Here is a 19,550-nt window from a genome sequence, read left to right as displayed (position 1 = left end):
GATTAACAAATGAAACAGTTTAATAAAAAAGTTCTTTCTGCCACTGTGTCAATGATGATGACATGGGCAGTGTGTGGCAGTATTCAAACTTCGGTTGCGAGTGATATTGAAATTTATAAAGACGCGGCTGCGGGTAAAGTTACTTTGTTTATGATGTTTGATACATCAGGAAGTATGGGGCATGGTGATGGCTATTGGGCTCGTAATTTGTTGGGGCGGATTGTACATGGTGCAGATACAGTAGATGTACGTAATGGCTCTAGTAGTTTGGTGGAAGACTATAATATATGTAAATGGAGCTATGATCGGGATATATGGAATGGTTATACATATAGTGATAATACAAAAACGGACAAAAAAATAGATTACAAAGTGGGTGAGGGGACAACTAAATCATTTTATCCAACCTATTGCTCAGTGAACCAACCTACATTTAATGGTTTAAATGAAACCTACAAAGCTAGAATTAAAAAAGAATGTGAGACTACAGGCGGAAACTTTCCCTACATTTGTTATGATCGAATATCCCGTTTGAAAATGGCAATGATCAAATTATTAACTGGGGATCAAATACTCAACACCACTCGAATTGGGATTGGTCAATTTTCATCACCAGTGGATAATAGCGATCAGTTTTCACATGACGGTAAAAGCGCTCGAATTCTTTATCCAGCTGTTGAATTGACGGCAGCAAACCGCGAAAAGTTATTAGAAAAAATTGTAAGTTTGGATGTTTATAATGGCACACCATCAGCTATGGCTTATGCTGAATCTGCAGCATACTTATTGGGAGCGAATACTTCTGGTATGACCAATAGTGGCTATGCTTATTCCGATGCCAATACAACCCCAAAAATTCGTAATGCTAATAACGGATATGTTTCTCCATTGACTGGAATTGATACCTCAAGTCAATGTAATGGACAGGGGATTTATTTTTTAACGGATGGATTTGCTAATAGCTCCTATACAGCGACTCAAACAATGATGGAAAAGGTATTGGATAAAAACTTATCTGGTACAGGTTTAACTGGAAGTTCCCCGAGCGGTAATGATCCAACTCAAGGGTGGCCAGAAATAGGTAAATTTGCTAAGTTATTACGTAATGATAAATATATTAAAACTGCGGTAGTGGGTTTTGGTAGTTTATTTCCAAATGATCCCACTTATGTCAAAACCTTAACGAATACTAGAAATAAACCCTCAACCTACTACGATTGCTCTAAACTTCCTAATCCAAATGAGTCAGGAATTGGTAACCAAGAAAAAAGTAATAGACAAGATCTAATCAATACCTGTAATTGGGGGGCAAAACCGCAATCTGATATTATAGCAGCGGATCGTAGTCAAATCCCAAGCAGCGTTGGTGGATATGGTAATGGTGGTTTTTATTCAGCCCAATCCATTAATGATGTGGTAAATAGTGTGGTGAAATTTCTAGATGATGTTGATCCAAATATTGAACCTGTTACAACGGGTAGTCCGACCATTCCTATAGATAGTTTAAACCCAATTCAATTACAACCCTATGGTTATTATGCAGAATTTAAGCCAAAGCCAAGCGAAAAAACTCAACTTTGGGCTGGGAATTTAAATAAATATAATGTAATAGAAGGCGAATTGGTGGATAAAAACTTACAACGTTTAATTTTAAGTACAGGTGCGCTCAATAAAGATGCCGTAGGTTTATGGACCAATGGTGTTAAAGGTCAATTACCACTGGGCACTTTAGTTGCCGCAAATGGCGAGCAAAATTCAAAACGTAAAGTATTCACCAATCGAGTGATTAAACAGGATAAAACTGCTGTTTCAGGTGATCGTTTGGCACAAGTGAGTTTATTGAGTTTATTTGCAGAGAATAATGAAATTGCCAAATTTAAGTATGATGACCATAAAAACTATTGGTTAAATTTCCTAGGTTATGATGTAGGTATTACAGAGAGCATTGCGAGTTTAGCTGATTTAACCAGTAAAGAAGAGTACCGAGAGCTTGGAAGTGTGATGCACTCCACGCCAGTCATGCTGACCCAAGAAGGAAAAATTACGGTTGTAGATGGTAAGTTAACTACAACGGGTCGTAAAGATTACCTGATGTTTGGTTCTACGCAAGGTGCGTTGCATGTGGTAGATGACGAAGGCAAGGAAGTATTTGCTTTTGTACCGCATGAAATGATGGAAAAACAAAAAAATGCATTTATAGGTAGTGGCAAATATGAAGGTTCGGGTAAGAACGACTTATTTTATGGTGTAGACGGTCCTTGGGTTGCACACACCCAATATGTTTCAAAAAGTGATGGAACATTAACAGTGAAAGATTCTGGGCGTAAAGCGAGCGATGAAGAAAATGCGCAGAATCTGATTGGTATGCAGTGGGTGTATGGCGGTTTGCGGATGGGTGGAAAGAGTTACTATGCACTGGACTTAACTGACATTGAAAAGCCTGAATTGAAATTCCATATCAATCCAGATGCAGATAATGCTTCTGCTGCACTCAAACAAATGGGGCAAAGTTGGTCAAAACCGACTCTCGCTTATGTGAATTGGGGCGATACGCGCAAGCTTGTAATGTTTGTAGGTGGTGGTTACGACCCTATATATGAAACTCATAATGCAAACCCAAGCTCGACCAAAGGTAATGGTGTGTATATGTTTGATGCACACAATGGCGATTTACTCTGGTGGGCGAGTGATAGTGAAAAAACAGGTGCCAGCCGATTTACTCAGAACAATGAGCTAAAATACAGTGTTGTTTCGCAAATTAATGCGATTGACCGTGATGGAGATGGTTTAACAGATCATATTTATTTTGGTGATTTAGGTGGGCAAGCATTCCGTGTTGACTTTAATAATCGAGCAACAGATACAGCAAACTTTGCAACTCGTGCGGTTCGTTTGTTTACTGAGCATCAGGGTTCTGGTCTGAGTCCTCGTTTCTATGAAATGCCGAGTGTTTCTATTCATCAAGATGATGGGAGTTACTTTGCAGCAGTTGCCTTTAGTTCGGGTAACCGTAGTTCGCCATTAGCAGGTTTAAACTCTACAGACAGTGCTAATGATGCCGTATTTGTAGTGTATGACAATGATGTAGCACGTCAGGACTTGTATAAAACAGGCATCACACTAAATACCGAAGATGAAAGCTTAACCCAACTTAACTTTGATAGTGGTGTAGCACGCCGTGGGCAAAATAATATATTCAATGGTGGTTGGAAAGCTTATTTTGATAGTGCAAAAGCAGGCCGTTATAAAGGTATGAATGACCTGTATGCTCTAGATGGCATGCTCTATGTCAATGTGTATGACCGAGATGGTACTGGTATTGGCGGAAATTGTGGTGCAGGTGTAGCGGGTGACTCTTATCTGTATCAATATTGTTTACCTACAGGGAAGTGTAGTTTCTACTCAGGCACTGGAAACAAACCAGGTCGGGTAAAACTTGGTGCAGGTATTTTGGGTACAGGTTTGGGCCAGGGTTATGGAAATAAGGAAAATACAGTGAGTTTAGTAGTGAATCGTGATGAGCCATCTGCACTGGATTGTACCTTACCTGCCAATAAAAACTTACCTCAATGCCAGCTGTTTAATACACAGGTAAAACTCAAGCAAATGCGCTGGTATGAGTCGCGTTAAGGGGGGGAGTATGCAATTCAAGAAAGGCTTTACCCTAATTGAGCTAATGATTGTGGTCGTTGTGATCGCAATCATTGCAGCCATCGCGATTCCGAGTTATGCCGCATATATTGAGCGTAAAGATCTTGCTTTAGCAAAGCAGGAAGCATTGCGAATAGCGACAGAGCTAGAAAAATTCAAAGCTAAAAACTTCAGCTATAAAGGTTTTGATGCAACCTACTTATATACAGGCTATGCACCATCCACAGGCACTTTAGCAATTCCTGTAGATGGTTCAGATACTAAATTTACCCTTACTTTATTGGATTTAGCCACCAAGAAGCCTTTATCTATACAAAGAGACGCAGATGGTAATGAAACCGCAGATTCAAGTTCTGTACGTGGTTTAAACTGGGTGATACGGGTGGAACGTGCTAAAACAGGTACAACCTTAAAACAACCACGTAATTACGATTTATTGTTGACTAGTGAAGGTGTACGTTGTCAAACTCGGACTCCTGATATGGTATCAACATATACTTGTGGGACTACAAATAATGAAAACTGGTAATCAAGAGCGCGGATTTACACTGATTGAACTCATGATTGTGGTGGCTGTTATTGCTATTTTGGCTGCAATTGCGATGCCATCCTATACCAGTTATAAAGTCCGTGCCAATCGTGTAGAGGTTCAAACGGAGCTGATGCAACTCGCACAGCGTTTGCAAAGTTATAAGGCGATGAATCATAGTTATCGAAATGCAACATTGGCGAGTATTGGAGGAAGTAGTACATTTCCAAGCCATCAAGCTTTATACAATATTAATTTGGCAATTGATGCATCTAATCAAGCATATACCTTGTCAGCTTTGCCTATTTCAACAGCTGCACAAAAAGGGAATGGTGCCTTAAGTTTAGATCAGACAGGGCGCCAATGCTGGTTTAAAGGAAAAGATTCTCCTGTGCTAACAGATACTTGTTCCGCTTGGTCCGATAAATAAATTCTAACTGTTGATAACCTAAAATTTGATCTTTCATTCAGGGCGAAATTCACGTAAAATACTGCCCTCTATGAAAGGGGTTTGAAATGTATCGATGGTCGGTACAGGGATAATCCGTAAAAACTATAAGGTTGTATCATGGTAGTTATTCGTCTTACTCGTGGTGGTGCTAAAAAGCGTCCATTCTATCAAATCGTTGTAACTGACAGCCGCAATGCGCGTGACGGTCGTTTCATCGAACGTATTGGTTTCTTCAACCCAACAGCGCAAGGTAAAGCAGAAAAACTTCGTTTGGATGCTGACCGTTTTGCACACTGGGTTGCTCAAGGTGCTCAACCGTCTGAACGTGTTGCTTCTTTAGCTGCTCAAGCAAAGAAAGCTGCAGCTGCTGCATAATTTAATTAATTAAGTCGTAGGTAGCCCATGACACCAACACAGAATGTGCCCGAAGATCGTATTCAGATTGGACAGCTACGTTCAGCTTATGGATTAAATGGGTGGCTCTGGGTCTATTCCAATACAGAACCTATGAGCAACATGTTTGACTACCTGCCTTGGTACATTGAAACCAAAGCAGGATGGCAAATGGTCGATGTAAAGCGTTGGAAACCACATGGCAAAGGCCTGGTGGTCAGCTTAAAAGGTGTGAGTGATCGTACCGCAGCAGACAACTTGGTTGGCGCAAATATCTGGATTTCAAAAGCGCAACTGCCTCAACCAGGCGTGGACGAGTATTATTGGTCTGATTTAAAAGGTCTAACAGTGTTAGGTCTGGACGATGACGAACAAGAAGTGAACCTCGGTCAAATCCATGAACTGTTTGAAACAGGTGCCAATGACGTGATGGTGGTTCGTGCAACTGCCGATAGTGTCGATGGTGAAGAGCGTATGATTCCATGGCATAAAGATGTGGTACAACGCGTTGATCTCGAAGCGGGTCGCATCTACGTGAATTGGAGCGTAGATTATTAATCCTTTCAGGATTCACAGAGCAGGAAAATAGAGGAGTCTGCGGTGTTTTTTGCAGTCATTACGCTTTTTCCTGAAATGTTTGAAGCGATTACAGCCTATGGTATTAGCGGGCGCGCAGCACAACGTGATTTGATGCAAATTCATTGTATCAATCCTCGCGATTATGCTGAGGGGAATTACAAACGAGTGGATGAACGTCCATTTGGGGGTGGCCCCGGTATGGTGATGATGGCGGAGCCTTTGGCAAAGTCGATTCAACGTGCCAAAGCGCTTGCGCATGAAGCAGGTGCGGTCAACGTACCCGTGGTGTATATGTCACCACAGGGGAAAACCTTAAATGAACCCGCTGTACAAGATTTCGTTAAATATGACGGACTGATTGTATTGTGCGGACGTTATGAAGGTGTCGATGAGCGTTTGATCCAGAAATATGTTGATCAGGAATGGTCGATTGGAGATTACGTGTTGTCGGGTGGTGAACTCCCTGCGATGGTTTTATTGGACAGTATTATCCGGAGACTTCCGGGTGCAATGTCGGATGAACAATCCCATGTGCAAGACTCATTTGTGGATGGTCTATTAGATTGCCCACAATATACCAAGCCAGACCATTTTGAAGGTATGGATGTGCCAGATATTTTAAAATCGGGACATCATGCCAATATTGAAAAATGGCGTTTTTTGCAGCGTTATCAGCGTACACTTGAGCGTCGACCTGAACTGGTTGAACAGGCGGAACTGACCAAGCAGCAAAAGAAATGGCTAAAAGATGAGCGAGGGTAAGTAAAGCATTGCTTTACCCGAGCGCAAGGCGAGAAGCTATGCTTCGAGCAAACTAAACTGCTTAATGTAAATTAAGTACTTAAATAGGCTCTTTATGTCTTGAAGCGGTCAAGCATAAAGGGAAAGTCAATCGGGTCTATGCGCTTTAGCCTCTAGCCCCAGTGGATCTCAGACCTCTTCTGACCCACACATATTGGAGATACCCCATGAGTGGTAAGCATCCTTTAGTTCAAGCTGTTGAAAATGCTCAGCTTAAACAAGACATCCCAGCTTTTGCACCAGGTGACACAGTAGTTGTCCAAGTAAAAGTAAAAGAAGGCGACCGTGAACGTCTACAGGCGTTTGAAGGTGTTGTAATCGCTAAGAAAAACCGTGGTCTGAACTCTGCGTTCACAGTACGTAAAATTTCTAGCGGTGTTGGCGTTGAGCGTGTATTCCAAACTCACTCTCCAATCGTTGCTAAAATCGAAGTGAAACGTCGTGGTGACGTTCGTCGTGCTAAACTTTACTACCTACGTGAATTGTCTGGTAAAGCTGCACGTATTCGTGAAAAGTTACCAGCTCGTAAAACTGAAGCTTAATCAGTTTTATTTGAGTGAAAAAAATGCGCCGTTTGGCGCATTTTTTTGCTGATGACTTTATAGTCCTTGTAGTTTTAAGCGGTTGGCATGTTGACGATAGATATCGACAGGATCAGGAGAAAAGACTGAACGTAAGGCGAAGAACTGATTGATCACATCTAAATGATTCCAGTTGTAATTGTCACGAATGGTCTTGCCATATTTGGCACTACAACGTGAGACCAAGCCATCATTGTCATTCGGCGCTTGCATCAGTAATCCTGTAGCAGCCAATACCGAGTCTGGATCGAGAATATTGGTTAAGGTTGAATTACCAGAGAACGAATAGAAGTAAATGCCATTGTCGATTGCAGCCCCTTCACCACAAGCCGATTCAGGCATACCGAGTGTATATTTTTGGGCAAAGGTTTTAGAACCTGCCTGACTCAAGCTGATGCCCGCTGCCAGTGCATCATGCGGTAGGGAGTTTGGGTCCTGTTGCTGTGCCCAGACAATGGCCTGAGAACCGAAATTTATCAGACTGACCAAGGGTTGTTCAAGGGGTGTGCCTTGAGCTGAGAGAATTAGATCAGCAACAGGTGAGCCTTTGAGTGGGCTTGAAATGGCGGTGGCAGAAGCGACTTTAGCTGGCGCGATATTGGAAACATAGGCAATGCTGTGTCCACCATGACTGTGCCCCAGTAAATTGACTTTGTTTGCCCCCGTAATCGCTAAAATCTCATCGACTTGTTGTAGCAGTTGCTCACCGCGAACCTCAGAGCTGTTGAATGGGGAAACACGGGTTGCCCATGCATTGGCGCCGTTACGTGCTAAATCGGGTAATATTTGATACCAATAATCCACACCAAGTTCATCTGTACCTGCACGAATCCAGCCTCCCATCCCATGTGCGAACACGAGGGGATATTTGGTTTTGGCATAACTGGAGATGACGAAGTTAGATTTGACCTGTTCTGCATTGGATGCGTGCGAGGTACTAATCGTACTGGCCGCAATTAAGCCTGCAATGAATAATCCATATTTCATATAATATCCTCTATTTTATTGTGCTTTCCTAGCATGACGATTTTTATTGTCAATTGTCATTATTCAGGAGATTTGCAATATTGCAAGTTCCGAATGATGAATGGTTGTTGAAATATCAGTCAGTTTAAAAGGTCTTTATGCACTTGAATTTCAAGCATACATAGATCGTCTAGTAATGTGAGTGCTATAACGTGCGACCATGCCATCGTTATCCAAATTGCCAATGCGTGACCAGCCCAGCCAACCATGCACCATGAGCAATGGATATTTGGTTTTGGTATAGTCAGATTTGGCCTGTTCCTGAATAGGCAAAACGCTTGGAGCCGCTTGAGTCACACCGATTGGCCAAGTAAGCAGCCAATGATAGCTAATGAAATTGTCCGTGTATTAGAGATGATGGTCATAAAACAATCCTGTGTTCTTTATTTTTATTACAAGTGAAGTGACGCTTCCCTCCTGAAAGCTCAGATATGTAAATTGCCGTTGCTTACGGCATGTTATTGTGAGTCATCCTCGACTAATTTTTGTACGTTTAGTTATTTTTTCATGCGTAATTTAGAAAAAACATATCATTTGGGGACAGTTATTGCGTATTGCACCAGAGATTTGTAAATCTACATGCATCTTGATATCTATTTAATATTTATAGACATTTGTATATTATAGTTTTGTGGTAAGTGGATTCAAAACAGCTTTTCATACATAAAAAAGGGGGCACATTGAATACCCCAATTGTTCTTTGCAATATGTTAATCGGCAAAGGGGAGTTTTCCGCCCTGATCATGTACCTGTTCAAAGGTTTCTAAACGCAATTGCTCTTGGGGATTTTGAAAATGCTGCCCGCGTAATTGCTTAACAGTTTGTTGCTTGGCTTGATCATTCATCCCACTTTGCATGATTTGATCACGTGCATTTAAATATTCTTCGACTCGTGATTTCCACTGACTGCGCTGCCCATCGAGTTGTTCTAAACGCTGCGTGGCTTCAGGACCAACCAAATTTAAACGCATCTGGCGGATTTCTTCAGTCGAGCCACCACGCGCTTTAATATCTGCGGTCAGTTTGCGTAGATCTTCCAGCTTATTGAGCTGCTCCAGATTTTCCTGCCAATCTTCTGGAAGCTGCTGAAATAGTTCTTTCAGTTTCTGTGCTTTTTCAGCTTCACTTAAGTTCTTATCTGCCAGAACTGCCATACGATCCAGTGTATATTCATGATAAGTATCTTCAGTGCCAAACAGTCCTTCAATTTCATAATTAGAGAAAAATCGTTTACGCAGATTCTGGATGCTGGTATAGATACTGCGGTAATAGGCAGGATCTTCCTGATCCAGACCAGCTGGTGGGGTTATTTCACCAAGACTTTGACGATACTGCATATAGCGATCCCATAGATCCAAAATCTGGGACAGGGCAGGCTCTTTGTGGTTCTGAGAAATATAGGTCTTAAAGTCCTGCTGAATCTGTTCAATGGTTTTTTCACCGTACTGGGTAATGAAATATTCAAAACAGTTGCGGGTCTGTTCATTCACGATCAGGCGATTACTGCTATCCAGCTGCATCTGACAGTTGATTTCGGTATCCTGCTGGCTGGCGCTGGCAAAAAAAGTATTGTTCTGAGCACTGATATTCAGGGCGTTTGCTTCCGTATCTAGTAGGGCTGGCTGAGCACTACCTGGTTCATTCGCAGTCTGCTTTTCATCCTGAGGGGAAAGCCACAGTAACAGCGTGACCAGACACAGGATCACTAAAGCAACAATGATCCATATTTTATATTTCTGCATGTCCTATGCACCTTTATTTTGTTTTTCTTCAATTATTATCAAGAAATGAATCGGCTCAATATGCCATAAATACAGATTGAATAGCATAGAAAAGTTGTAAAACATTGACCAGGGTTTTACCATTGCGCCAACTTAAAAATTGTCTGATTTTTTGCCATGAAATCTTCATCTCCTAAAATTCAGCGTCGTCATATCAGCGGTGTGTTCCTGTTAAATAAGCCTCTAGGCATCAGCTCAAATGCTGCACTGCAAAAAGTACGCTGGCTGTATCGTGCGCAAAAAGCCGGACACACAGGTGCGTTGGATCCACTGGCATCTGGTTTATTGCCAGTCTGTCTGGGAGAAGCGACCAAGTTTTCGCATTATCTGCTGGATTCAACCAAGCGTTATCAAACGACTATTTTTCTAGGTCATAGCACGACTACCGGTGATGTCGAGGGGGAAATCCTGCTTGAACAAGCTGTTCCTGAACTGAATGAACAGCTAATCAAGGATACGATTGCCCAATTTGTTGGGGAAATCCAGCAAGTACCACCGATGTATTCAGCGCTTAAAAAAGAAGGTCGTCCGCTGTATGAGCTGGCGCGTAAAGGTATTGAAATTGAGCGTGAAGCGCGTCCAATTACCATTTATGCCATCGAACTTTTATCTTTTACTGAAAATAGCATCACGCTGGACGTGACCTGTTCTAAAGGCACGTATATCCGTGTACTGGGTGAAGATATTGCCAAGGCATTGGGTACTTATGGTCATCTGACTTATTTGCATCGTACGCAAACGGGTCATTTTGACATCATTCCAAGTTATACCATTGAATATCTGGAAAGCCTGAGCGAAGAAGAGCGTGAAGCTTTATTGCTACCGGCTTATGCGCCAGTGCAGCATTTTCCGCAGGTTCAAGCCCCAGAAGGCCGTGCTGAATATTTTAGCCATGGTATGGAAAGTAATATTGACCATCCGGCAGAGCCACAAGTGCTGGTATTTGAGGGTGAGAAATGTCTGGGCCTGGCAGAAATTACCGATCGTAAGCGTCTGGTGCCGAAGCGTGTGTTAAATCTCTAGTAAATATTAAGAGAAAGTTGAGATGGACATCGAGATCATCATCAGTCTGATTGGCTTTGCCTTTATGGCAGGGGCAATTGATGCCGCCGTTGGTGGTGGTGGTCTGATCCAGATTCCAGCGATTATGAGCAGCCTACCGTATCTGCAGCCAGCGACCGTGTTCGGCACCAATAAGCTGGCTTCCATTTTTGGCACTGCCTCTGCGGCACTTTCCTATTTGCGACAGGTAAAATTGCCGTGGGCTTTGCTCGGCGTGGTTGCCTTATGTAGCTATATCAGTTCTTTTGCTGGCGCGGCCAGTGTCACGCTAATTCCGGTCGATATTCTCAAGCCTTTTGTGCTGGTCATGCTGATCGTGATCGCGGTCTATACTTTCATGAAAAAACAGTTCGGCCGGGTACATGTCGAGCAAAAATTGACACGGAAAATGCTGATGTTCGCTGCCATTGGTAGCTTGATGATCGGGTTTTATGACGGAATTTTTGGTCCGGGCACGGGCAGTTTCTTTATATTTTTCTTTATCCGTTATCTGAGCGTGGATTTTTTACATGCGTCAGCACTTTCGAAAATTGCCAATTTCACTACGAATCTGGCTGCACTGAGTTTCTTTATTCCAACAGGTCATGTGCTGTTTATGGTCGGTGCCATGATGGCAGTGGCGAATATTGCAGGCTCGATTGTTGGGGTGAAACTGGCCTTTAAATATGGCAGTGGTTTTATCCGGATTCTGTTTCTCATACTGGTCAGTTTACTAATCTGCCGGATGGCCTATCAGATGTTTTTGATTTAAAAAATAGATGTAAACCATTCTCGATATTAAAGTTTTTTATACAATTTCTACTTATAAAACCTCCTGAATCCAAGCCATTCCCTCTTTATGATGCAAAAAGGCATGACAAAAACAGGAGAAAAATTACATGACCACCATTTTTGAAGCACTCAGGGAAAGTCATGAAATTCAGCGTGATCTTGCTGAAAAACTATTACAAACTTCCGGGGATACGGCAGAACGCCGTGAGTTGTTCAAGCAACTGAAAAATGAATTATTTGCCCATGAGGCTGCGGAAGACCGCTATTTCTATATTCCATTGATGATGACTGATTCGGGATTGAATATTACCCGTCATGCCTTGGCAGAACATCATGAAATGGACGAGATGATTGAAGAGCTGACTGCAACCGAATTTAGTAATCCGGGCTGGATTGCGATTGCCAAAAGACTTTCAGAAAAGGTTCATCATCACTTAAAAGAAGAAGAACATGGCTTCTTTCAGCAGGCAGGTAAAATTCTTGGAGAAGAACAAAAGACCGCTTTAGCTGTACAGTACAAGAATGAATATCAGCGTTATAAAGACATGAAAAAAGACATGCTGGTACAAAGTTAAGTTTTAAATTCAAAACTTAGAATATAAAAAAGATGGCTGAACAGCCATCTTTTTTTATTTATCTTCTAATTGGAATTCGATTTCAAAATTAGTATTGTCCCAATGAATTAACTTACCAATCCAATTGGTCTTCGCATTAAATCTTTTTGGATACTGGCTAGCATCATGCCCACTTAATATGTATTTAAAATCAGAAAAATTATTAAGCATTACAATAATGGGGCGAATAGGTAATTTAGAGGAATATGCTAAATCTAAATTTACTTTAAATTCATTACGTCCATGTCCAGACCATCGATCTATGCGATCTTTATAAATCTGTTTTCTTTCGATGGGATGTTTTGTTAGTAGGGGTGCATGGCCCCATAAGCTTACTATAAGTTCATTTTTCGAGTTTATAGCAGATACAGACCAGTTAGAATTCTTAAGTTCTGCATCAAATTTTTTAAATTCAGCGACAATTCCCATAATATTATCCTTTTATATTTCTAACTGAGTTTTTCTTTTCTAGCCTGACGTGCAGCACGCAATGTGACCCCGACAGAAGCCAGCATAATACAGGCCAAAGCAACCCATTGTAATACGCCGATACGTTCACCAAGCAGGATAAAACCGGTTAAGGCTGCCAGCGCAGGAGAAAGGCTGGACAGTGTGCCATAGCTCATCTTGTTCAGCTGTTTAAGTGCTTTCAGATCCAGCGCATAGGGAATCGCTGTTGCCAGAATTGCAATGGTAATGGCTTTGCCCCAATGCTGGGTATCGAGAACTGCTGCCGCATTGTGATATAGCCCGAATGGGAGTAAACACAGCGCAGAAATACTGATGGCAATGGTCAGGGCATGCATACCTATATTCTGCTGTACCACACGCTGACCAAAGAAAATATAGAAGGCCCAGCATAGACCAGCACCTAATGCAAAGGCAGCACCTAGCAGGTCAAACTGATGATTGGCAGCTTGTCCCCATGGCACCATCAATGCGATTCCTAAAATTGCCAGAATTACCCAGATATAATCACTGCGATTTTTAATCGATAACAGTGCCAGCCCTAGCGGTCCTACAAATTCCAGGCCAACTGCAATCCCTTGAGGCAGTCTGCCCAGTGACATATAAAACAGGATATTCATCAGGCCCAGTGCTGCACTGTAGCAGAGTAAATCTTTCCATTTGAGATAGGGCAGTCGCGAGATAATTTTCCAGGAACGGAACATCACGCAGACAATAATGGCGGCAAAACATAGACGCAAAATGGTTACTGTCAGCGGGTCCAGTACAGTAAATAATTGCTTCGCGAAGGATGCACTGATCTGGTATGAAGTCATGGATAAAACCATGTACAACACAGCAAGGAGTTGGGCGTTTGGCATGGGAGTTTGATATGCCAGGCAGGCACAGAATTCAGGTCAGGGAGAAAGGCAAATTATAGCAAACTGGTTAATTTTTGATGAGTAGGCGGAGATAATATTTTGTGAACCGTTGCCTTAAATTTAAAGCAAATGAATTTAAATTTTTAAGCTCCATAAATGACCAGAAAATTTTAAATTCAAAGTGTAAAAATCACTGCGCAAAACTTTGAATTTAAAAATTCCTACAGTAGAAAATGATCAATGATTTAAATACTTTTATTTTTGCGCTTTTGCATGGTCACCGTACAGCCAATTGAAGCGCTAATGATTGTGCCTAATGCCAGCCATTGGGTCCATAATAAAGTTTCACCCAAAAAGATAAAACCGGAAAATGCTGCAATTGCAGGTTCCAGACTCATCAAGGTTCCAAAACTCAAAGCCGTTAAATTTCTAAGTGCAATCATTTCCAGAGTAAAGGGCAGCGCACTGGCCAATATTGCCAGAGCTAAAAAGTACATCAGGCTGATCGGTTCGAAAGTATGAGCTGGCATTCCTGCAAAGAGTGCAATTGGCATCAGTACCAGCATACCGACAAACATGCCTAAGCACACGGTATGGTTGCCGGAAACCCCGGAAGGCTTCTGTCCCGCGACGATATATAGTGCCCAACAGGCACCTGCACTCAAGGCAAATAGAATACCAATCGGATCAAGCGGCTGTGCGGCCTGATCAAAGGGAAACAGCAGCACCAGTCCCAGAATTGCCAGCCCGACCCAGATAAAATCAAACTTCTGCCGGGCATGAAAAAGCGCCACACTGAGTGGCCCAATAAATTCAAAAGAAACTGCAATACCAAGTGGCAGGCGATCAATCGCCAGATAGAACAGCATATTCATACCAGCCAGAGCTAAGCCATAACTGATAATCGCTGACCATTTCACCTGACGGAAATTGATTTGCCAGATCTTAAAAATCAACGCCAACACGGCTACACCTAAAAGCAGGCGCATTGCGGAAACCGTCAGAATCGGGAACTGGCCAAACAGATATTTGGCAAAGGAGCCGCTGCTCTGCATGCTGATCATCGCGATCAGCAGAATCAGCGGCGCTTGCACCATCGGTGCAATTTTAAGATTTGGCATGACTAAATTTATTTCGATTTCTCGAAGAGCGGAAGAGCAGCATCAGCTGAGTAAGGCTTAAAAATAAAAACCTTTAAGCAATAAAAAAACCACAGCCCGAAGACTGTGGCTTTTTAAAAACCTGAATTAGAACAATACGCGAACGCGGATTGTACCTTCAAGGTTGTGTAGCGTATCAAGTGCTTCTTGAGATGCAGTCGCATCTACATCCATCACCAGGTAACCCACATCACCTTTGGTCATTAAAGACTGACCAGAGATGTTGATGCCGTGTTCAGCAAACAGATTGTTAATCTTAGACAGAACACCCGGGATGTTTTTGTGGATGTGAAGCAGACGGTGTTTGCCTTCAGTCAATGGAAGCGCAATTTCTGGGAAGTTCACCGCAGAAAGTGTCATACCTTTGTCAGAATAAGCTACGAATTTTTCAGCAACTTCCAGACCAATATTCGCCTGAGCTTCCATAGTAGAACCGCCCACGTGTGGAGTCAGAATCACGTTTGGAATGTTACGCAGTGGAGAAACGAATTCTTCACCATTCGCTTTCGGCTCTTTCGGGAATACGTCAACCGCGGCACCTGCAAGGTGACCTGCTTTCAGTGCATCCGCCAGGTCTTCGATCACAACACAGGTACCACGTGCCGCGTTAATGAAGATAGAACCTTCTTTCATTTGCGCGAACTGGTCTTTGGTCATGAAGTTACGTGTAGACGGAACATCTGGCACGTGTAGAGATACCACGTCAGCATTTGCCAAAAGTTCACCTAATGAACCGACCTGACGTGCATTACCTAAAGGTAATTTAGTCACTGTATCGAAGTAGATGACTTTCATACCCATGCTTTCAGCAAGCACAGAAAGTTGTGAGCCGATTGAACCGTAACCTACGATACCTAAAGTCTTACCACGTGTTTCGAATGAACCTACAGCAGATTTGTTCCAGCCGCCTGCATGTGTATCTGTCGATTTTTCAGGTACACGGCGAAGAAGAAGAATTGCTTCAGCAAGTACAAGTTCAGCAACCGAACGAGTATTTGAATAGGGTGCGTTGAATACCGGAATACCACGACGCATTGCTGCATCCAGATTCACTTGGTTGGTACCGATACAGAAACAACCTACCGCGATCAGTTTGTTCGCAGCTTCAAACACTTCTTCAGTGAGCTGAGTACGGGAACGGATACCAATAAAGTGCGCATCTTTGATCGCTTCTTTCAGTGCTTCACCCTCAAGCGCCGTTTTGCGATAGTCGATGTTGGTATATCCAGCTGCATTCAATGTGTCGATTGCGTTCTGGTGAACGCCTTCTAGCAATAGAAAACGGATTTTATCTTTAGGTAGAGATAGATGTTGGCTCATTACGGCTCCGCTACAAAGGCCAAATTTAGTCGCGGTATAATAGCATAGGAAAGTACCTGATTTACATTTCCTTCGTGACGTGAATATCAGGTATTTTTGCAAGTGATATTGATAGAAATGATGATTCTGGTTGAATTAAACTATCATTTTCAAAGGTATATTAGCTAAATTGTCATTTTTTCAGGGAATCGCCTAAAAATAGCTTATAATATTGCGCCATGCTTTTAAAGCAGCCCATTTTGATGCTTTAATGGTCATGTATCGTCTGAATTTCATACAGGCCTTGATGCCTGAAAAATATGCAAATAAACAGACGACCTCTCTCTTGTTTACTTCATGCTAGGTCTGCAAACGATGAATGCTCCAGTCGCTTTAACCCCTGAGTTATTGACCCAATTGACTGCAATTGTAGGTGAAAACCGTATTAAAACCGATACGGACAGCCTCCAGAATTGGGGTCGCGATCATACTAAGCACTTTGATCCAAACCCGTCAGTCATCGTTTTCCCATCAACCACTGAGCAGATTCAAGACATCGTAAAATTGGCGAACCAATTTAACGTTGCAGTGACACCATCAGGTGGTCGTACTGGTCTTTCTGCAGGTGCAGTAGCTGCCAATGGCGAGATCGTAGTCAGCATGGACAAGATGAACCAGATTCTGGAATTCTTCCCGGCAGACCGTATGGTACGCGTGCAGGCAGGTGTCGTGACTGAACAGTTGCAAAACTATGCTGAAGAGCAGGGCATGTATTACCCGGTTGATTTTGCCTCGTCTGGTTCAAGCCAGATCGGCGGGAACATCGGCACCAATGCTGGCGGCATTAAAGTGATCAAATATGGCATGACCCGTAACTGGGTACTTGGCTTGACTGTCGTGACAGGTAAAGGGGATATCCTGCGCTTGAACAAAGGCATGATCAAGAACGCGACCGGTTATGCGCTACAACACTTATTCATCGGTGGTGAAGGTACGCTGGGTCTGGTGACTGAAGCGGAAATCAAGCTTGAGCGTCAACCACAAGATCTGCAAGTGATGGTACTGGGTGTGCCTGACTTTGAAGCAGTGATGCCAGTGCTCCACGCTTTCCAGGCAAAAATTGATTTAACAGCGTTCGAGTTCTTTGGTGAACTGGCAATGCAAAAAGTCCTGGCCAATGGACATGTACAGCGCCCATTTGAAACTGAATGCCCATTCTATGTATTGCTTGAGTTTGAAGCGCCATTTGAGCCGATTATGGACAAGGCGATGGAAATCTTTGAACACTGTATGGAACAGGGTTGGGTGCTGGACGGTGTGATGAGCCAGAGCCTGGATCAGGTGGAAAGCTTGTGGCGTTTACGCGAAGATATTTCTGAATCTATCGCGCCATTTATTCCATACAAAAATGACATTTCAGTTCTGATCACGCACGTTCCTGCATTTATTAAGGAAATTGATGCGATTGTTTCTGAGAACTATCCTGACTTTGAGATCTGCTGGTTCGGTCATATCGGTGACGGTAATTTACACCTAAACATCTTAAAACCTGCGGATTTGTCTAAAGATGAATTCTTTGCCAAATGCCAAGTCGTAAACAAGTATGTGTTTGATACCGTGAAAAAATATGACGGTTCAATTTCTGCGGAACATGGTGTAGGTATGACCAAAAAGCCATATCTTGAATATTCACGTTCAGCTGAAGAAATCGAATATATGAAAGCCCTGAAAAAAGTGTTCGATCCGAAAGGCATCATGAACCCGGGTAAATTATTCGATCTTTAATCTGGTCAAATTTACAAAAGCGCATCGAAAGGTGCGCTTTTTTTATTGTTGTGTAATCGCACTTACATTGTCTCAATAGTCGGCAAAAAGAAAGCCCGGCATCATAGTTTTTGATAATAAAGACAACAATGGAAACAAGACCATGCTACGAATAATTTTATTGGCAACTTTGACTTTGGGTGTGGCTGTAACAGGTGGTTGTGCAACGACGCAGGATACAATTTTTAAATTACAGTCACCAGATACCCCACTAGAGCAGGTTTTAAAATTGCGCCCTGAATTACGTGAGAACATTGCAACAGTGGAACTACGTCAATTCTTTAATAATGTAGAGTCACCGACTGCAGGTCAGGTGAAAGTGACAGAAACCGGGCTGAAAGATGATTCGGTAAAAGCCATTCAAACCATTTATCACTTTAAGCTGGATGGTCGTCAGTGGGAGCTGGTCAATACCCAGAAAGCTTATCAATGCTTGCGGGGAAGTGATAAGAAAAAATTCCAGCAAGAGCCGTGTCCATAATATTGTTTGATCTTTAAACAAAATTTGGTTAAAAGCGTATCTTAAGGATGCGCTTTTTTCTTTTTGGGATAATGATGAAAAATAATATTAATATAAAAACTGTGCTTAGTGATATAAATTATGAACTACAAAAACTATTTGATTCTGCTCCACCCAATACTTTTGATTACTTAGATTTAGTACAGCTTTTTATTCAGTATAAGTATGAACAATTTGCTAAGCAGTTAGAGTTACACAAGGATTTATTAGAATCATTGTTAACTAGATTAGAGTATGCAAATATTCATTTTAACGTAGATGAGATCTTTGCGGCAGAAAAAATCGCAAGAAAAATTCTGGAAGTATACGATAATCAATATAAGTTTATAGAAGAGAATAAATTAGATTTCCCTTTGAACATAGATAAAGATAATTTAGAAAGAACCTATAGAAAATTAAATAAGCAACTATTTGATATACATAAGGAACAGTTAAAAATATCTTTTAATAATGAAAATATTTTGAAATTACAACATGAAGCCAGCCAATTAGTTGAAGAGCTAAGATTAAAAAAGCACTTATTGAACCAAGATATTGATAATAAAAATAATAGTTTAATTAAAAAATCATATGATGAAATTTATGAAGAAGAGATTTTAATAGCAAACCGATATAGAAATTGGGCACTTATAATTTTAGGGCTTATTGGAGGAACACTACTTTTAAGTTTTTTAAATTTGTCTATTCAAAATTGGAACCATTTAAGAGATAGTACTTATATCTATATTCCATTGGGTTGGGAAAGCTTAATTAAAACAGTAATGCTTTTCAGTTTAACAGCACCTGCTTGGTATTTAGCTAAAGAATCGTCAAAGCATCGTAAAGTAGCGTATAAAGCTCGAATGTTAGGAACCGAACTTGCAGCTTTTCCTCTTTATGCACGTGAATTTAAAGATGAAGACCGTTTAGAACTTCGAAAAAATTTGGCTGATCGCTTCTTTGGGCAAGAGCTGTATAACGATTCAAAAGCAAGTTTAAATTCTGATAATTCGTTAGAACAAATTAAGTTAATCACTGAGGCAAACAAGGTCTTAGCTGAATCGCTTAAGATCAAGAAAGTTGCTGAAGGAAGTTGATATCTTCGTAAGCCTATCGCATCACTATGTACGATAGGCTTCAAAAGCTTTAAAGAGGGTGTAAATAATTCTGTGTAAATACAGTTTTAAAAATACTTGGTTAC

The 19,550-nt window shown here is 41.7% G+C and carries 20 protein-coding genes; 13 read left to right on the top strand and 7 right to left on the bottom strand.

Going from position 1 to position 19,550, the window contains the following annotated elements; genetic code table 11:
• The first annotated feature begins 9 nt into the window (after window positions 1-9).
• The 7 genes from C8322_RS10655 to rplS all read left to right on the top strand — a co-directional run bounded on the left by C8322_RS10655 (window position 10) and on the right by rplS (window position 6,946).
• Window positions 10-3,630: a pilus assembly protein gene (locus C8322_RS10655; protein WP_111810598.1), complete on the top strand. Its 3,621-nt coding sequence runs from the start codon at window positions 10-12 to the stop codon at window positions 3,628-3,630.
• 10 nt (window positions 3,631-3,640) lie between these two features.
• Window positions 3,641-4,180: a type IV pilin protein gene (locus C8322_RS10650; RefSeq protein ID WP_008303101.1), complete on the top strand. Its 540-nt coding sequence runs from the start codon at window positions 3,641-3,643 to the stop codon at window positions 4,178-4,180.
• Window positions 4,167-4,610 (top strand): type IV pilin protein, encoded by a 444-nt coding sequence (locus tag C8322_RS10645; RefSeq protein ID WP_111810597.1) that lies wholly within the window; start codon window positions 4,167-4,169, stop codon window positions 4,608-4,610. Before C8322_RS10650 ends, C8322_RS10645 begins: the two co-directional genes overlap by 14 nt.
• Before the next feature lie 138 nt (window positions 4,611-4,748).
• Window positions 4,749-5,006, top strand: coding sequence for a 30S ribosomal protein S16 (gene rpsP / locus C8322_RS10640; protein WP_004974526.1), 258 nt, complete (start codon window positions 4,749-4,751; stop codon window positions 5,004-5,006).
• 27 nt (window positions 5,007-5,033) lie between these two features.
• Window positions 5,034-5,582: a ribosome maturation factor RimM gene (gene rimM, locus C8322_RS10635; protein WP_111810596.1), complete on the top strand. Its 549-nt coding sequence runs from the start codon at window positions 5,034-5,036 to the stop codon at window positions 5,580-5,582.
• A gap of 42 nt (window positions 5,583-5,624) precedes the next feature.
• The gene (gene trmD, locus C8322_RS10630) at window positions 5,625-6,365 is read left to right on the top strand and encodes a tRNA (guanosine(37)-N1)-methyltransferase TrmD (protein ID WP_111810595.1); all 741 of its coding nucleotides are present in this window, start codon (window positions 5,625-5,627) and stop codon (window positions 6,363-6,365) included.
• 206 nt (window positions 6,366-6,571) lie between these two features.
• On the top strand, window positions 6,572-6,946 hold the full coding sequence (gene rplS, locus C8322_RS10625; protein WP_003792460.1) for a 50S ribosomal protein L19: 375 nt from the start codon (window positions 6,572-6,574) through the stop codon (window positions 6,944-6,946).
• A gap of 57 nt (window positions 6,947-7,003) precedes the next feature.
• Here the strand turns inward: rplS and C8322_RS10620 are convergent, their stop codons facing one another.
• From C8322_RS10620 to C8322_RS10610, 3 genes are all read right to left on the bottom strand, one after another.
• Entirely contained in the window at window positions 7,004-7,972 is a 969-nt protein-coding gene (locus C8322_RS10620; RefSeq protein ID WP_008303088.1) for an esterase/lipase family protein, read from the bottom strand.
• Between the two features lie 150 nt (window positions 7,973-8,122).
• Complete coding sequence (locus tag C8322_RS10615) at window positions 8,123-8,308, bottom strand: hypothetical protein (protein ID WP_008303086.1); 186 nt, start codon at window positions 8,306-8,308, stop codon at window positions 8,123-8,125.
• Between the two features lie 413 nt (window positions 8,309-8,721).
• Entirely contained in the window at window positions 8,722-9,753 is a 1,032-nt protein-coding gene (locus tag C8322_RS10610) for a lipase secretion chaperone (protein WP_111810594.1), read from the bottom strand.
• Window positions 9,754-9,909: 156 nt separating this feature from the next.
• Here C8322_RS10610 and truB point away from each other — a divergent pair, with 156 nt between their 5' ends.
• The 3 genes from truB to C8322_RS10595 all read left to right on the top strand — a co-directional run bounded on the left by truB (window position 9,910) and on the right by C8322_RS10595 (window position 12,200).
• A complete protein-coding gene (gene truB / locus C8322_RS10605; RefSeq protein WP_103799819.1) occupies window positions 9,910-10,815 on the top strand; it encodes a tRNA pseudouridine(55) synthase TruB in 906 nt (301 codons plus the stop codon).
• Between the two features lie 22 nt (window positions 10,816-10,837).
• Complete coding sequence (locus C8322_RS10600) at window positions 10,838-11,605, top strand: sulfite exporter TauE/SafE family protein (protein WP_071319822.1); 768 nt, start codon at window positions 10,838-10,840, stop codon at window positions 11,603-11,605.
• 127 nt (window positions 11,606-11,732) lie between these two features.
• On the top strand, window positions 11,733-12,200 hold the full coding sequence (locus C8322_RS10595; RefSeq protein ID WP_108675562.1) for a hemerythrin domain-containing protein: 468 nt from the start codon (window positions 11,733-11,735) through the stop codon (window positions 12,198-12,200).
• A gap of 54 nt (window positions 12,201-12,254) precedes the next feature.
• On the opposite strand, the gene C8322_RS10590 is transcribed toward C8322_RS10595, so the two are convergent.
• From C8322_RS10590 to serA, 4 genes are all read right to left on the bottom strand, one after another.
• Entirely contained in the window at window positions 12,255-12,668 is a 414-nt protein-coding gene (locus tag C8322_RS10590) for a hypothetical protein (RefSeq protein WP_071319823.1), read from the bottom strand.
• Window positions 12,669-12,688: 20 nt separating this feature from the next.
• Complete coding sequence (locus C8322_RS10585) at window positions 12,689-13,567, bottom strand: EamA family transporter (protein ID WP_071319824.1); 879 nt, start codon at window positions 13,565-13,567, stop codon at window positions 12,689-12,691.
• Window positions 13,568-13,812: 245 nt separating this feature from the next.
• A complete protein-coding gene (locus C8322_RS10580) occupies window positions 13,813-14,688 on the bottom strand; it encodes an EamA family transporter (RefSeq protein WP_108675561.1) in 876 nt (291 codons plus the stop codon).
• Window positions 14,689-14,814: 126 nt separating this feature from the next.
• A complete protein-coding gene (gene serA, locus C8322_RS10575; protein WP_108675560.1) occupies window positions 14,815-16,047 on the bottom strand; it encodes a phosphoglycerate dehydrogenase in 1,233 nt (410 codons plus the stop codon).
• 354 nt (window positions 16,048-16,401) lie between these two features.
• Between serA and C8322_RS10570 the strand changes: the two genes are divergently transcribed.
• From C8322_RS10570 to C8322_RS10560, 3 genes are all read left to right on the top strand, one after another.
• Entirely contained in the window at window positions 16,402-17,811 is a 1,410-nt protein-coding gene (locus C8322_RS10570) for an FAD-binding oxidoreductase (RefSeq protein ID WP_108676011.1), read from the top strand.
• A gap of 142 nt (window positions 17,812-17,953) precedes the next feature.
• Complete coding sequence (locus tag C8322_RS10565; RefSeq protein WP_004809915.1) at window positions 17,954-18,331, top strand: hypothetical protein; 378 nt, start codon at window positions 17,954-17,956, stop codon at window positions 18,329-18,331.
• A 74-nt stretch (window positions 18,332-18,405) separates the two neighbouring features.
• Entirely contained in the window at window positions 18,406-19,446 is a 1,041-nt protein-coding gene (locus C8322_RS10560; RefSeq protein WP_146747331.1) for a hypothetical protein, read from the top strand.
• Window positions 19,447-19,550 lie beyond the last annotated feature (104 nt).

The sequence above is a fragment of the Acinetobacter sp. SM1B genome (assembly GCF_003289665.1).
GTDB classification, from domain to species: Bacteria; Pseudomonadota; Gammaproteobacteria; order Pseudomonadales; family Moraxellaceae; genus Acinetobacter; species Acinetobacter schindleri.
This window is presented reverse-complemented; position numbering and strand designations above follow the sequence as displayed.